14 protein-coding genes are annotated in these 14,572 nt (G+C 62.3%); 9 read left to right on the forward strand and 5 right to left on the reverse strand.

From position 1 onward, the window contains the following. The first annotated feature begins 1 nt into the window (after position 1). The 5 genes from J4D52_RS04435 to J4D52_RS04450 all read left to right on the forward strand — a co-directional run bounded on the left by J4D52_RS04435 (position 2) and on the right by J4D52_RS04450 (position 3,212). Positions 2-733: an adenosylcobinamide-GDP ribazoletransferase gene (locus J4D52_RS04435; protein ID WP_102676571.1), complete on the forward strand. Its 732-nt coding sequence runs from the start codon at positions 2-4 to the stop codon at positions 731-733. Between the two features lie 82 nt (positions 734-815). After that, positions 816-1,220 (forward strand): MarR family winged helix-turn-helix transcriptional regulator, encoded by a 405-nt coding sequence (locus tag J4D52_RS04440; RefSeq protein ID WP_102676572.1) that lies wholly within the window; start codon positions 816-818, stop codon positions 1,218-1,220. A 51-nt stretch (positions 1,221-1,271) separates the two neighbouring features. Further along, positions 1,272-2,474, forward strand: coding sequence for an MFS transporter (locus J4D52_RS04445; RefSeq protein WP_102676573.1), 1,203 nt, complete (start codon positions 1,272-1,274; stop codon positions 2,472-2,474). Continuing rightward, on the forward strand, positions 2,471-2,593 hold the full coding sequence (locus tag J4D52_RS30460; RefSeq protein ID WP_256581500.1) for a hypothetical protein: 123 nt from the start codon (positions 2,471-2,473) through the stop codon (positions 2,591-2,593). Before J4D52_RS04445 ends, J4D52_RS30460 begins: the two co-directional genes overlap by 4 nt. A 67-nt stretch (positions 2,594-2,660) precedes the next feature. Continuing rightward, on the forward strand, positions 2,661-3,212 hold the full coding sequence (locus J4D52_RS04450) for a glutathione peroxidase (protein WP_102676574.1): 552 nt from the start codon (positions 2,661-2,663) through the stop codon (positions 3,210-3,212). A 72-nt stretch (positions 3,213-3,284) separates the two neighbouring features. Here J4D52_RS04450 and J4D52_RS04455 read toward each other — a convergent pair whose 3' ends face one another. The 3 genes from J4D52_RS04455 to J4D52_RS04465 form a co-directional block, all read right to left on the reverse strand. Beyond that, positions 3,285-4,571, reverse strand: a complete 1,287-nt coding sequence (locus tag J4D52_RS04455; RefSeq protein ID WP_102676575.1) for an OmpP1/FadL family transporter — start codon at positions 4,569-4,571, stop codon at positions 3,285-3,287. A gap of 145 nt (positions 4,572-4,716) precedes the next feature. Next, the gene (locus J4D52_RS04460) at positions 4,717-5,199 is read right to left on the reverse strand and encodes a hypothetical protein (RefSeq protein WP_025805636.1); all 483 of its coding nucleotides are present in this window, start codon (positions 5,197-5,199) and stop codon (positions 4,717-4,719) included. A gap of 274 nt (positions 5,200-5,473) precedes the next feature. Next, positions 5,474-5,698: a hypothetical protein gene (locus tag J4D52_RS04465; protein WP_007927809.1), complete on the reverse strand. Its 225-nt coding sequence runs from the start codon at positions 5,696-5,698 to the stop codon at positions 5,474-5,476. Positions 5,699-6,628: 930 nt separating this feature from the next. Here J4D52_RS04465 and J4D52_RS04470 point away from each other — a divergent pair. Further along, a complete protein-coding gene (locus J4D52_RS04470; protein ID WP_102676576.1) occupies positions 6,629-6,952 on the forward strand; it encodes a hypothetical protein in 324 nt (107 codons plus the stop codon). Between the two features lie 175 nt (positions 6,953-7,127). Next, positions 7,128-8,495 carry a DNA recombination protein RmuC gene (gene rmuC, locus J4D52_RS04475; RefSeq protein ID WP_173678533.1) on the forward strand — a complete coding sequence of 456 codons (1,368 nt, stop codon included), beginning with the start codon at positions 7,128-7,130 and terminating at the stop codon, positions 8,493-8,495. A 110-nt stretch (positions 8,496-8,605) separates the two neighbouring features. Here the strand turns inward: rmuC and J4D52_RS04480 are convergent, their stop codons facing one another. Next, a complete protein-coding gene (locus J4D52_RS04480) occupies positions 8,606-12,076 on the reverse strand; it encodes a PAS domain-containing hybrid sensor histidine kinase/response regulator (RefSeq protein WP_102676578.1) in 3,471 nt (1,156 codons plus the stop codon). 183 nt (positions 12,077-12,259) lie between these two features. Then, a complete protein-coding gene (locus tag J4D52_RS04485) occupies positions 12,260-12,805 on the reverse strand; it encodes a TetR/AcrR family transcriptional regulator (RefSeq protein ID WP_025805632.1) in 546 nt (181 codons plus the stop codon). Between the two features lie 91 nt (positions 12,806-12,896). Here J4D52_RS04485 and J4D52_RS04490 point away from each other — a divergent pair, with 91 nt between their 5' ends. Next, the gene (locus tag J4D52_RS04490; RefSeq protein ID WP_102676579.1) at positions 12,897-14,102 is read left to right on the forward strand and encodes an MFS transporter; all 1,206 of its coding nucleotides are present in this window, start codon (positions 12,897-12,899) and stop codon (positions 14,100-14,102) included. 95 nt (positions 14,103-14,197) lie between these two features. After that, the gene (locus J4D52_RS04495; protein WP_102676580.1) at positions 14,198-14,509 is read left to right on the forward strand and encodes a cupin domain-containing protein; all 312 of its coding nucleotides are present in this window, start codon (positions 14,198-14,200) and stop codon (positions 14,507-14,509) included. The last annotated feature ends 63 nt before the right edge of the window (positions 14,510-14,572 follow it).

The following is a 14,572-nucleotide window of genomic DNA, read 5'->3' on the forward strand; positions in this document are numbered from 1 at the left end:
CGTGTTGCCATTCTGGATCGCCCTGCAATTTCTCAGCAGTTTCCCGGTGCGTTTGCCGGGCATGCCGTCGCCCGAGGAAATGGGCCGGTCGTTGCTGTTCTATCCGCTGGTCGGCCTGCTGTTCGGGCTACTGCTGTGGGGGCTGAACCAGTTGTTGATGGGCGCGCCGCTGTTGCTGCATGGGGCGTTGTTGCTGGCGGTCTGGGTGCTGCTCAGCGGTGCCTTGCATCTGGATGGGCTGGCCGACAGCGCGGATGCCTGGCTGGGTGGCTTCGGCGATCGCGAGCGCACGCTGACAATCATGAAGGATCCGCGCAGCGGGCCGATCGCTGTGGTGACCCTGGGGTTGGTGTTGCTGCTCAAGTTCGCCGCGCTGGTAGCGCTGATCGAGCAGCAGGCCGATATGGCCTTGCTGCTGGCGCCGTTGATCGGCCGCGGGGCCTTGCTGGGGCTGTTCCTCTGCACGCCTTATGTGCGCCCTGGTGGCCTTGGGCAGGCGCTGGCGAATCATCTGCCGCGTCTGGCCGGCAAGTGGGTGCTGGCGCTTACTGTGCTGGTGTGTGTTGTGCTCGGTGGTTATGGCGCGGTGTTGGCGTTGCTGCTGGCGGGCGTGGTGTTTGTCGGCTTGCGTCAGCTGATGCTGCGTCGTCTGGGCGGCACCACCGGGGATACGGCGGGGGCTCTGCTGGAACTGCTGGAGGTGGCGGTCCTGGTGGGGTTGGTGCTGTTCTAGAAAGGCGGGGCGCGGGTTTTATCCGCGCCCTGGGCTTTGCAAAAATCTTGCATTTCGTTAATCGCGGGTATATACACGCACCATGCTTCCTTCTCAATGTCTGTGCACCAACCTGCGTCGCGCCGCCCGTGGCGTCAGCAGGTTCTACGACGGCGCTCTCGACGGCTTCGGGATCAACGTTGCCCAGTATTCTTTGCTGAGCAACCTGCAGCGCCTGGACCAACCGAGCATTTCCAGCCTGGCCGAGGCCATGGGCCTGGACCGCAGCACCCTGGGCCGCAACCTGCGGGTGCTGGAAGGCGAGGGGTTGGTCCGGCTGTCAGAGGGCGAGGATCAACGCAATCGCATCGTCCAGTTGACCGAGGAAGGCCAGCAGCGACTGCTGGCGGCCTTGCCGGCCTGGGAAGCGGCGCAACAGCGCTTGATCGATCGTCTGGGTGCAGAGAAACGCGAAACCTTGCTGGCCTTGCTGAACGAACTGTCGTGAGCACTGTTCGTTCGATGATAAGCGGGTATATACCCGTAAATGGAGAATAAAATGACTTCGATGTGGCGTACCAGCGGTTGGGTTCTTCTCGGGAGTGCGCTGATCCTGGCCTTGTCTCTGGGGGTTCGACACGGCTTCGGGCTGTTTCTGCCGCCCATGAGCGCGGAATTCGGCTGGGGGCGCGAGGTGTTTGCCTTTGCCATCGCCTTGCAGAACCTCATTTGGGGCCTGGCCCAGCCTTTCACTGGCGCTCTGGCCGACCGCTTCGGCGCGGCCAAGGTGGTGATGATCGGCGGTGTGTTGTACGCCGTGGGCCTGCTGTTCATGGGGTTGGCCGATTCGCCCCTGTCGCTGTCGTTGAGTGCCGGATTGCTGATTGGTATTGGCCTTTCAGGGACCTCGTTTTCAGTGATCCTCGGCGTGGTGGGGCGCGCACTGCCGCCGGAAAAACGCAGTATGGGCATGGGGATTGCCAGTGCGGCCGGTTCGTTCGGTCAGTTCGCCATGCTGCCGGGCACCCTGGGTTTGATCGGCTGGCTCGGCTGGTCGTCAGCGCTGCTGGTGCTGGGCTTGCTGGTGGCATTGATCGTGCCGCTGGTGAGCATGCTCAAGGACAAGCCGCTGCCAAGCCTGGGCCATGAGCAGAGCCTCTCCGAGGCCTTGCGCGAGGCCTGCTCCCATTCCGGGTTCTGGTTGCTGGCGTTCGGCTTTTTCGTCTGTGGTTTCCAGGTGGTATTCATCGGCATACATTTGCCGGCCTACCTGGTGGACCAGCACTTGCCGGCTACAGTGGGCACCACGGTGCTGGCGCTGATCGGCCTGTTCAATATCTTCGGTACCTACACCGCCGGCTGGCTGGGCGGGCGCATGTCCAAACCGCGCTTGCTGACTGGCTTGTACCTGCTGCGCGCGGTGGTCATCGGCCTGTTCCTCTGGCTGCCGGTGACGCAAGTCAGCGCTTATCTGTTCGGCATGGCCATGGGCTTCCTGTGGCTGTCGACGGTGCCCCTGACCAATGGCACGGTGGCCACCTTGTTCGGTGTGCGCAACCTGTCCATGCTGGGCGGTATCGTGTTTCTGTTTCACCAGTTGGGCTCGTTCCTCGGCGGCTGGCTCGGCGGGGTGGTCTACGATCGAACCGGGAGTTATGACTTGATCTGGCAGGTGGCGATTCTTCTCAGTCTGCTGGCCGCGGCCCTGAACTGGCCGGTGCGCGAGCGTCCGGTCGCGCGTTTGCAGGCTAGCGCGGCATGAGCCGGACAGGCCTGCGCTGGGTCGGCCTGGCAGTTGTCGTCGCGCTGTTGGCGTTGGCCTGGTGGGGCTGGCACCAGGGTGGGCTGGCGCTGATGCAGTTGGGCATGGGCGTCTGCTAGGAAGCGCTTGCTAGGGCGTCCGCCGGGCGGGTAGTTTCACCCCTGACGTACTTTCAAGGAGTTGAATATGTTGGCGCGCTGGCTTGCTGTTCCAGCTGTACTCATGGTGTTTGCCGGTTCGACGTGGGCGGGCGAATGCCCGTCGCTGTTGCAGGGCTCGTTGCCCAAGCTGCGTGCCAAGGAATCCATCGACCTGTGCCAGCGCTTTGCCGGCAAGCCGCTGGTGGTGGTCAATACCGCGAGCTTTTGCGGCTTCGCCCCGCAGTTCAAGGGGCTCGAATCGCTGTACCAGCGTTACAAGGATCAGGGGCTGGAGCTGGTAGGCGTGCCGTCCAATGACTTCAAGCAGGAGTCCAAGGATGGCGCGGAAACGGCCAAGGTTTGTTATGTGAACTACGGCGTCACCTTCACCATGACCGAGCCGCAGCAGGTCCGAGGCCCGGACGCGGTGCACCTGTTCAAGGTCCTGGCCGAGCAGAGCAGTGCGCCGAAGTGGAATTTCTACAAGTATGTGGTCGATCGCCAGGGCAAGGTGATCGCCAACTTCTCCAGCCTGACCAAGCCGGACAGTCCGGAACTGATCGAGGCGGTGGAGCAGGCGCTGGCATCCAAGCCTTGAGTGTTATTTGCGGCCAATAAAAAAGCCCCGGCATCCTTGGATGCCGGGGCTTTTTCGTTCAGGCCGTCAGGCTTAGAAGCGGTAGGTTGCACCCACGCCGAAGCCGTTCGCGCTGTTCTCGTACTCGGAGCTGTAAGACTGGCCGAGCTGCGGGTTCCTGTTGTTGACCTTGACTTTCTCTTCCTTGAGGTAGGAGTAAGCCACGTCGATGGTCAGGTCTTCGGTTGGGCTCCAGCCGGCGCCGAGGCTGAAGATGGTCCGGTCGCCGGTAGGAATGCGTGGCGAACGGTTGGTGTTGTTGGCCGGCGACTGGTCGAAGCTCAGGCCGGTACGCAATACCCACTGCTTGTTCAGTTGGTAGGAAGTACCGATGGCGTAGGCCCAGGTGTCGTGCCAGTTCTGCTTTTCCTCGACGGTACTGAGCGCACCCGGGGCTAGAAGACCACCGGCGCTGGCAGTTACACCTTCGTTTTCCACGGTGATGTCTTTCAGGCGGCTCCAGCGGGTCCAGGTCGCACCGGCGTAGAGTTTCCAGGCATCGTTGAGGTCCTGGGTCACCGACAGGTCGGCCGATTCAGGGGTGGTGATGTCCAGCGAGGCATCGTAGCGAGCGCCACGCAGTAGAGCGCTCGGAGTACCGGCGCCTGGGCTGACTTCGGTGTGGCCCTCGAGCTTGTACTTGACCTTCGAGTGGTAGGTCAGGCCGACGCGAGTGGTGTCGGTCGCCTGGACCAGCACACCGATGTTGTAGCCGTAGCCAATGTCGTTCCCCTTGATCTGGACACGACCGTCGTTGGGCGACAGAGGGGTGGTCAGTGCGGATTCCAAGACGCCGGAAATGCGGTTGATGGTCGGGCCGAAACCGATCGATACCCTGTCGTTGAAGGCATAGCTGACGGTTGGCTGGAAGGTGATGACCTTGACTTCGCTCTTGCTGCCGAAGTTACGGCCCTGGAAGCCGTTTTCGTAGTCGGTGATCAGGCCGAATGGGGCGTAGACACCCAGGCCGAAGGCCCACTGATCGTCGATAGGCTTGACGTAGAAGCCCATTGGCACGGCGGTGAAGGGCACCATGTCGCCTTTATTGGTACCGCTACGGCTGCCGCTGGCATCGTTGATGTCGGTGGAGGCGTCAATGGCCGCGACGCCGCCAGTGATTTGCTGGCGTTTCAGGCGCGACATGCCGGCAGGGTTACCAAAAACTGTGCTTGCATCATCGGCAGCAGAGGATCGACCGGCGAAACCAGTGCCCATGCCGCTGATGCTTTGTTCGTTCAGGGCAAAGCCACTTGCAAAAAGTTGGGTGGATGCCATGGCAACGGCAAGGCTAAGACTGGTTTTGAGTATTACTTTTTTCATTATTAGAACTCCTGGTGATCACCGGAGCGAAAATTACCAACATTTCCTCCTCAACGCTATAGGCTGTATGGCTTGAGATAGAGCGGTTTTGTAGGACAATCCGACCAAAATTGCCGTTGTTTGCGCGATCTTGCAAAAAGCCCGATCAGCAGGCGACCTGATTCAGCGGTGCAACACAGGTTTGCCAGGCGTCGGCGAAGTCCCGCAAACGTCCTTGTGGCTGGAAGATCTGCTTCCAGATGCGAGCCATGCCGACCAGGTCGTCGGCCTCGGGGAGAGGGGTGTTCTGCTCTTCCACCAGCAGCCAGGCAATGGCGGTGGCGTAACGCAGGTTGACGGTCAATTCCAGGTGCGGCCCGCTGAGGAATGCATGCTGGCTGGCCAGACCGCGAACCAGACTGGCACGCTCCGGGTCCAGTGCCAGGTAGTGGTCCCAGAGGGCCTGGTGGCGGGGTTCGGCGATGCGGTAGAGGCCGTGGCCCCTGCGGTCGTGCAGGGCGGAGCCGAGGGCGGATTGGCTGGCGGCGATGCCTAGCAGCAGTGATTCTGCAGTGCGACTGTGGCTGCCCAGATAGATCAGGGTCGGGCGGATCACGTAGCGGCACAGTTCGCTGGCGGCAATACCCATAAAACCCTCGAAGCGTGAAAGTGGCCGGCGAGGCCTGATGGGGGAGCTTGGCAGCGGTGGATCGGTCAGACTCGCCGGAAGCGGATCATGCCGCTTGAGTTGAAGTCTAGTGTCATATCGTTGCTGTAAAGGACTGTTTTTAAAATATTTCCAGCTTCGAGTTATAACCGTTATATCGGATGGTGCTTTAGCCAAAGGCGGAAAAACCGAAATAACAGGCAACAAAAAGCCCCGCTGTTCAGGCGGGGCTTCGGGTTTTTAGTGCTCTGGCGTCTCAGGCGGTCAGGGCCTGGCGAGTGCGCTCGATCACCGCTTGCAGCGGCTCGGCGCTGGAATACTGGTCGGGGTACAGGCGTTCGCTGTGACGAGCGATACCGTGTTCGTTGACCAGGGTGAAGCTGAAGCAGCCTTTGCGAGCAGCCATGATCAGGCAGTTCATTGGAGCAAAAGCGTTGGTGAGGGTGCGAATGGCATCCTGAGTCTGGATTTGAGTAGACATAGTTATTGGGTGTTCCTACAAATGACACGGTTAAGAACCGTGCAACGTTAAAACGTTCCAGTAACGTCGACCACCATTGGTCGAACGAAGAACCCGACTGGAACAAAGCAGCCAGTTGGAAGCGCTTTATCAAGTGCGCGCTAGGGCTGGCAGGTAGGTACTTAGGAGGGCAGGCAATCACAGCGGGGGGTTAAGGTTCTGGGCCCCAGGTGAAGATCCTGATCAATTTGCAGGTTGGTTCGGTCAGAGTAGAAGAGCTTCGCGACATCCTTTGCAATGTGTTCAAAGATGGTGTCGGCGAAAGCTTTACCTGGAAACCAGCGAGGTGGTCGATCCCGTGTAGTCGGTAGAAACTTCTCTTGAGGGAAGCTGAACCGGGGGACTTGTTCGACCAGAATTGACTTTCAGCTTGGTACTAACGCTGTGGATGATAACGGATTGAAGTGGCTGGCGCAAGTGTGTTAGGCAAAATGGTTATGAGCGTCGCAGGGGCGAGGCTGGCAGGGCTTTCCAGCGTAGTTGAGCAGAAAGTTGTTACTGGAATCTTTGGTCTTCGCTGCTGTTCTCCCGTGAACGGGCGAAAAAGGTGCAGCGATATAACCGGATCGAGGGTACTTGTGCACAATAGTTGCGCGCGCTGTCACCAGCCTGTCACCTCAGCTGCCGGGTCCTCCAATGCCTGTGATGAAAATTTAAGTCAATGAAAAACATCGGTTTTTTTTACTGGTGAAAAAATCGTCAGTTTGACTGCGGGCCCCGTCCCATGCGGCTTTCGGCGACTTGTAGGGCGGTTGTCCACTGAGTTATCCACAGCTTCTGTGGATTGTCCCAAGCGCTTGCTCTAGCACGGGCGTGCCGAGTTTTTTCGACTTTACGCATGCGAAAAAAGGAGTAGAGTGGCGCGCCTTCCGATCTGCCCTACAGTGCTTTATGAAGTTTCGCTCAGTGTCACCTTCTGTTACTTCTGCCTCCTCCAGTGTTACCGAATCCAAGCGTTTTTCGTTACGCGTGGCCATGTGGCTGCTCGACAGTCCGCGCCTGGGTGATAACCGGAACGTCAAACACTTTGCTGGGCGTTTGCTCAAGCAGCCTGCCCGGGAAGGGGTGGTGGCGGCACAGAGTCGTCTTGGCCAACTGATGTGCCGCGAGTGCGGCAACGCCCGCGATCGGCGGATCGGCCACGATCTGCTGCGTCAGGCGGCACGGGCTGGCGATCGCCGCGCCCAGCTGGAGCTTGGCCAGATCGAAGACTGAGCTGTCCAAGCCTCGGTCCCTTGGTTAACCTTCAAGCTTTATTTCACTGTCTGGAGTGGCTATGGCTATGGACTTGACCAGCGTACTGCTCGGTCTGGCAGGCGCGGCATTGCCCTTGGTGGCGCTCGCCTGGCAACTGCAGCGCCGTCTGAGCTCCCGCCTAACCGAACTGTCCCTGCTGGAGGAGCGCCTGGCCACCGCGCTGCTGGCGCAGGATGGCTTGAATGCCCAGCTCGATGCCTGCCGCGACGAGATCAGCGACCTGGGCCATGCCAATGCCGTGAAGCAGGCCGATCTGGCGGCGGTGCGCCGGGAAGTCGAGTTGTTGCAGATCGAGCGCGACAACGCCCGTGATGCCGCCCACGCCTGGAACCTTGAGCGCGCCAACAAAGAAGCCGAACTGCGGCGCCTGGATGCCCAGGCCGCGTCGTTGAATGCCGAGCTGCGCGAGCAGCAGGAAAGCCACCAGCAACGTCTGAGCGATCTGCAAGGCTCGCGAGATGAGCTGCGGGCGCAGTTCGCCGAGCTGGCGGGTAAGATCTTCGATGAGCGGGAGCAACGTTTTGCCGAGAACAGCCAGCAGCGTCTCGGACAATTGCTCGATCCGCTCAAGGAGCGCATCCAGTCCTTCGAGAAGCGGGTCGAAGAGAGTTATCAGGCCGAAGCGCGCGAGCGTTTTTCCCTCGGCAAGGAACTCGAGCGCCTGCAACAGTTGAACCTGCGCTTGAGCGACGAGGCAACCAACCTGACGCGCGCGCTCAAGGGCCAGAAAACCCAGGGCAACTGGGGCGAGCTGATTCTCGAGCGGGTGCTGGAGCATGCGGGCCTGGAGAAGGGCCGCGAGTACCAGACCCAGGTCAGCCTCAAAGGGCCTGACGGCGAGCGTTTCCAGCCCGACGTGCTGATCATGTTGCCCGGTGACAAGCAGGTGGTGGTGGATTCCAAGGTCAGCCTGACCGCCTACCAGCAGTTTGTCGCGGCGGACGACGAAGTGATCGGCCAGGCGGCGCTGAAGCAGCATGTGCTGTCCTTGCGCAATCACGTCAAAGGCCTGGCCGGCAAGGACTACAAGCGCCTGGAAGGTTTGCACAGCCTGGATTTCGTATTGCTCTTCGTACCCATAGAAGCAGCCTTTTCCGCCGCCTTGCAGGCCGAGCCCAACCTGTTCCAGGAAGCCTTCGATCGCAACATCGTGATCGTCAGCCCGACCACGCTGCTGGCCACGCTGCGGGTGATCGACAGCCTGTGGAAGCAGGAGCGGCAGAGCCAGAACGCCCGGGAAATTGCTGAGCGCGCCGGATGGCTGTACGACAAGTTCGTGTTGTTCATTCAGGATCTGGATGAGGTCGGCAATCGTCTGCAGCAGCTGGACAAGGCCTACAGCGCCGCGCGCAACAAACTGACCGAGGGACGCGGCAACCTGGTCAGCCGCAGCGAGCAACTGCGGTTGCTCGGCGCGCGCGCCAGCAAGAGCCTGCCGGCGGACCTGCTGGAGCGGGCAATGACCGATGCCGACGGCGCCGTGCTCGAACTGCCGGATTGATCTGTAGCCGCTGCCGTAGGCTGCGATCGGCCCCGGAGGGGACGCGGCATTTTCAATATCGCTGAAGGCCTTCGGCCTTATTGCAGCCTGCGGCAGCGACTACAGGACTCTCAGAGCGGCAGATGCCGGCTCAACAACGCCCGCAACGCCGCCGGCTTCACCGGCTTGGCCAGGTAGTCCAATCCCGCGGCGTGTACCTCGGCGACCATCTCGGGGCGCCCGTCGGCGCTGATCACCACGCCTGGCACCGGATCCCCCAGCTGGGTGCGCAGCCAGGCCATGACCTCGGTGCCGGTTTCGCCATCGTCCAGGTGATAGTCCACCAACGCCAGCTGCGGGCGCACGCCGTCACCCAGCAGCGCGGCGCATTCTTCCCGGTTGCGCGCGGTCCAGACCTGACAGCCCCAGCGAGAGAGCAGGCTGTTCATGCCGATCAGGATGCTGTCTTCATTGTCGACGCACAGCACCTGGGCGCCGGACAGCAGATGGCCATTGAGTTCGGCCACCTGCCTCGGTGCGCTGACGGCCGCCTTGGCCAAAGGCACGCTGACACTGAAGACACTGCCCTTGCCCGGCCAGGAGCGTACCTGCAGGCCATGGCCGAGAACGCGGCACAGCCCATCGGCGATCGCTAGCCCGAGGCCCAGGCCTTTTTCGGCGCGAGTCTGGTGGCTGTCAAGGCGCTTGAACTCTTCGAAGATCACTTGCTGCTTGTCCAGCGGGATGCCCGGCCCGCGGTCCCAGACCTCCAGGCACAGTTGGTTGCCGCGGCGGCGCACGCCCAGTAGCACAGGCCCCTTGGCGTAACGGAAGGCATTGGTCAGGAAGTTCTGCAGAACCCGGCGCAATAGCTTGATGTCGCTGTCGACCCTGAGGTGGCTGCCACGCAGGCGGAACTTCAAGCCTTGCTCCTGGGCCAGCACCTTGAATTCGGCCCCCAGGGTATCGAACAGCTCGTTGAGCACGAACGGCTTGCGCTCCGGATTGATCTTGCCGTTTTCCAGGCGGGAGATATCCAGCAAGTCGCTGATCAGGTCTTCGGCGGAGCGCAGGGAACTGTCCAGGTGCTGGACCAATTGCTGGGCTTCGCTGGACAAACCGTCGTCCTGGTGGGAGAGGGCGGCGGAGAACAGCCGGGCAGCATTCAGCGGTTGCATCAGGTCGTGACTGACCGCCGCCAGGAAGCGCGTCTTGGACTGGTTGGCAGCCTCGGCGGTGCCCTTGGCCTCGGTCAGCGCGGCATTCAACTGCGACAGTTCCTGGGTCCGTTCGGCGACCCGTTGTTCCAGGCCTTCGTTGGCTTCGGTGAGGGCCTGCTCGGCCTCGCGGAACGGGGTGATGTCGGTGAAACTCATGACAAAGCCGCCACCGGGCATCGGGTTGCCGATCAGCTCGATCACCCGGCCATTGGGGAACAGCCGCTCGGAAGTGTGGGCGCGGCCCTGACGCATCCAGTGCAGGCGGCGAGCGACATGCACTTCCGCCTCGCCCGGCCCGCACAGGCCACGCTCGGCGTTGTGGCGGATGATGTCGGCGATCGGCCGGCCGACGCTGATCAGCCCGTCCGGGTAGTTGAACAGCTCCAGGTAACGACGGTTCCAGGCCACCAGCCTGAGGGACTGGTCGACCACGCTGATGCCCTGGCTGATGTTCTCGATCGCGCCTTGCAGCAGGGCGCGGTTGAACTGCAGCACTTCCGAGGCTTCGTCGGCGATGCGCACCACGTCTTCGAGCTGCATCTCCCGCCCTTCGATGGCGGCCTTGACCACTGCGCGGGTGGACGAGGCGCCGAGTACGCCGGCCAGCAGTCGTTCGGTATGGGCGATCCATTCGCCATCGGCGTTCTGGTTGGGGTTGAAACCCTTGCCCTGGCGGTAGGCAAAGCGGATGAAGCTCTGGCGGGCCCGTTCTTCCCCGACAAAACGCGCGGCGAGCTTGAGCAGGTCGTCGATCTGCACCGACAGCATCGAGCGGGAGCTGGGGCGGCCGCTGATTTCCTGGCCGATGAAGCGCCCGGCCTGCCAGTGCTCCGAAACCCGGGTGCGCGACAGCACCGAAACCCAGGCGAACAGGGTGAAGTTACCGGCCAGCGACAGCACCACGCCCTGGGTCAAGGGCGTGATCGGCAGGTTCAGCGGGTTGCCGTGCAGCCAGGCCAGGCCCGGGAAACTGCTCAGCGACCAGCCCAGGCTGTGGGCGGCGATTGGCAGGACCAGGGTGTAGAACCACAGGAAAGTACCCGCCGCCAACCCGGCGAACACGCCGCGGCGGTTGGCCTGCTTCCAGTACAGCGCGCCGAGCATGGCCGGGGCCAGTTGGGTCACGGCGGCGAAGGCGATCTGGCCGATGGTCGCCAGGCTCGCGGTGGAGCCCAGCAGGCGGTAGCTGACATAGGCCAGCAGCAGGATGACCACGATGCTGACCCGGCGCACCGAGAGCATCCAGTGGCGGAACACTTCGAAGGGCCGCTCGGCACTCTGCCGGCGCAGCAGCCAGGGCAGCAGCATATCGTTGGAGACCATAGTCGACAGCGCCACGCTGGCGACGATCACCATGCCGGTGGCGGCCGACGCGCCGCCGATAAAGGCCAGCACGGCCAGGGCCGGATGGGCCTGGGCCAGGGGCAGGCTGATGACGAAGGAATCCGGCAGCACCGAGCTGGGCAGCATCATCTGCCCGGCCAGGGCGATCGGCACCACGAACAGCGCGGCCAGGGCCAGGTAGGCGGGAAACACCCACTTGGCCAGGCGCAGGTCCTGGGGCTCGATGTTCTCCACCACGGTGACGTGGAACTGCCGCGGCAGGCAGATGATCGCCATCATGGCAACGCCGGTCTGCACCACCATCGACGGCCAGTTGATGGTTTCCTGCCAGTACTGCTCCAGGCGCGGTGCAAGCATGGCCTGGCTGAACAGGTCGTCGAAACCGTCGTACAGGCCATAGGTGACAAAGGCGCCGACCGCGAGAAAGGCCAGCAGCTTGACCAGGGATTCGAAGGCAATCGCCAGCACCATGCCGCGGTGGTGCTCGGTGGCGTCGAGGTTGCGGGTACCGAAGACGATGGTGAACAGCGCCAGGATCAGCGACACGATCAGCGCCGTGTCCTGGGCGCGGGTGCCCATGGTGTCGGCGCCAGCGCCGATCAGCAGGTCCACGCCGAGCACTATGCCCTTGAGCTGCAGGGCGATGTAGGGCAGCACGCCGACCAGGCAGATCAGCGCCACCACCACCGCCAGGGACTGGGATTTGCCATAGCGCGCGGCGATGAAGTCGGCGATGGAGGTGATGTTTTCCTGCTTGCTGATCATCACCATCTTTTGCAGGACCCAGGGCGCCAGCACCAGCAGCAGGATTGGCCCCAGGTAGATCGGCAAGAACGACCAGAGTTGCTCGGCGGCCTGGCCGACGGCGCCGAAGAAAGTCCAGCTGGTGCAATACACCGCCAGCGACAGGCTGTACACCCAGGCACGCACCCGCGGCGGCAAGGGCGCGCTGCGACGGTCACCGTAAAAGGCGATGGCGAACATGATGGCCATATAGGCCAGGGCGACGATGGCGATCAGCCCGCTGGACAGCGACATGGGAACTCCGAACATAAAGGCGCGCCGGGCGCTTCAGCCCGGTCAGACAGTCTCGCACGATGTTCGGGGTTCGTCAGTGTCGACCAAGGTATTGGCGCGGCCAGGTGTCGCAGGGGGGGAAGAGGGCTAACTGTCAGGCTTTACCCTGAACAGGCACGCTCCTGCAGAAACGTAAGGACAGCCTCAAGACCGCAGCGCGATGTCGATCAGTTCATGCAGCTCCTGCACGTCAAGCGGTTCCGCGGCGAACAGGATGCGGAACACCGTCGGCGCCACCGTCATGTTCAGTAGTCGATCGAGGCTGGGCAGGGCTGCTTCGCTGTGTCGGTGGCGATCGAGGATGATCTGCAATTGCCCGCTGAGAATGCTCACGCAATAGCCGGGCGTGGCGCTGCATTGCACGTCGCGCATCATGTTGCGCCCGGGTTCGGAGCTCATTTCGTCGAGGTATTGTTCGGCCCAGGCCCGCAGGTCGCCGCGCAGGCTGCCGGTGGCGGCCGGTTCGCCGTCCGGGCGCATGCGTTCCAGGGCGACATCCGCCAGCAGCGCCGACAGGTCACCCCAACGCCGGTAGATGGTCGAAGGCGTCACACCGGCGCGGACGGCGATTTGCGGCACGGTCAGGGTCGAGCGCTCCTGTTCTTCGAGGAGTTCACGGACTGCCGAGTGAATGGATTCCTGCACCCGGGCACTGCGCCCGCCTGGGCGTAAACCTTCTTTAATAGCCATGGATCGAACCTTAACACAAAGAATTTGCTTTAAGAGCGAGGCGGTAGCACACTCCGCAAAAGCAAAATATTAGCTTTAATGGAGCGTGCCCATGTTCAGTCCTGTCGACTCTTCACTATCAAACCGCTCCAGACTGCTGTTTCTGGCGATCACCTTACTCAGTTTTCTCGCCGCTTCCAGTGTGCCGACGCCGATGTACCACCTGTATCAGGAAGCGCTGCAATTCTCCTCGGCGACCTTGACCCTGATCTTCGGCGTCTACGCCATGAGCCTGTTGGCGGCGCTGCTGACCGTGGGTTCGCTTTCGGACTATCTGGGGCGCAAGCCGGTGATCTTCGTGGCGCTGCTGCTGGACATACTGGCGATGCTGCTGTTCATCCAGGCCGACAGCGTGGCCTGGCTGATTGCTGCCCGGGTGATGCAGGGCTTCGCCACCGGCATGGCCACCAGTGTGCTGGGGGCGGCGCTGCTGGATACCGACCGGCAGCAGGGGCCGCTGGTCAACAGCGTGGCGCCCTTGCTGGGCATGGCGTGCGGGGCGATGGGCAGCGGCTTGCTGGTGGAGTATGCGCCGTTGCCGCTGCAACTGGCTTACTGGCTGCTGCTGGGGCTGTTTGTCGCCCAGGCGCTGTACGTCTGGCGCCTGCCGGAGACGGTCAGTGCCCAGCCTGGTGTCTGGGCTTCCCTGCGGCCCACCCTGCATGTGCCGCCCCAGGCGCGACGGGCACTGTGGCTGGCGTTACCGGTGGATGTGGCGGTGTGGGCCGTGGGCGGGTTCTTTCTGTCGTTGGCGCCATCGCTGGTGCGCACCGCGACAGGCTCGACCTCGAACCTGATCGGTGGCGGCCTGGTGGCGGTGCTGACCCTGAGCGGTGCCCTGATGATTTTGTCCCTGCGCCATCATCCGGCGGACAAGATTCTGCGGCTGGGCGCGAGCCTATTGGCCGCCGGCATCGGCCTGATCCTCATCGCCGTGCACACCGCCAGCCTGCCGCTGTTCTTCCTCGGCACCCTGGTCACGGGCGGTGGTTTTGGCTCCGGGTTCCTCGGCGCCCTGCGCAGTGTGATGCCCCTGGCCTTGCCCCATGAGCGGGCGGGGTTGATGTCGGCGTTTTATGTGCTGAGTTATCTGGCGTTTTGCCTGCCGTCCCTGCTGGCGGGAAACCTGACGCGCAGCTTCGGCCTGATCGCGACCACCGACGGCTATGGCGCGGTGTTGATCCTGCTGTCCCTGGCCGCTTTGCTGGGGCTGCTGCGTCAGCGAACCGCCAAGGCCTGTATCGCCCAGGAAAGTTGAGCACTGTGGTGGCTGATCCGGGCGCCGGCTTGGGTTAGCCTGCACATCGGGCGCGTGCAGGGTGCGCGCGCCAGCCTTGGGAGCAGTGGGCATCGATGAAGATCATTCGCAGTAAAACCTTCACCGGAGAGCGGGCCTGGGCAGCGCTGGATATCGCCAACATGAATGGCATCACCACACGCCTGCATTGGACCGACCAGCCTTATAAATGGCACACCAACGACGGGGAGGAAGTCTTTGTCGTGCTCGATGGCCAGGTGCGCATGCACTATCGGGAGAACGGCCTGGAACAGTCGGTGCTGCTGGAGGTGGGCGATATCTTCTACGCCGACGTCGGCACCGAGCATGTGGCCCATCCGCAAGGCGCGGCGCGGGTGCTGGTGGTGGAAACCGCAGGTAGTGTCTAGCTTGTATATTTGTAAAATAGATAACAGATAGAGAAATTACCCGTTATATAGATATTCGATCCG

It is taken from the genome of Pseudomonas sp. GW460-12-10-14-TSB1, from assembly GCF_017349775.1.
GTDB classification, from domain to species: Bacteria; Pseudomonadota; Gammaproteobacteria; order Pseudomonadales; family Pseudomonadaceae; genus Aquipseudomonas; species Aquipseudomonas piscium.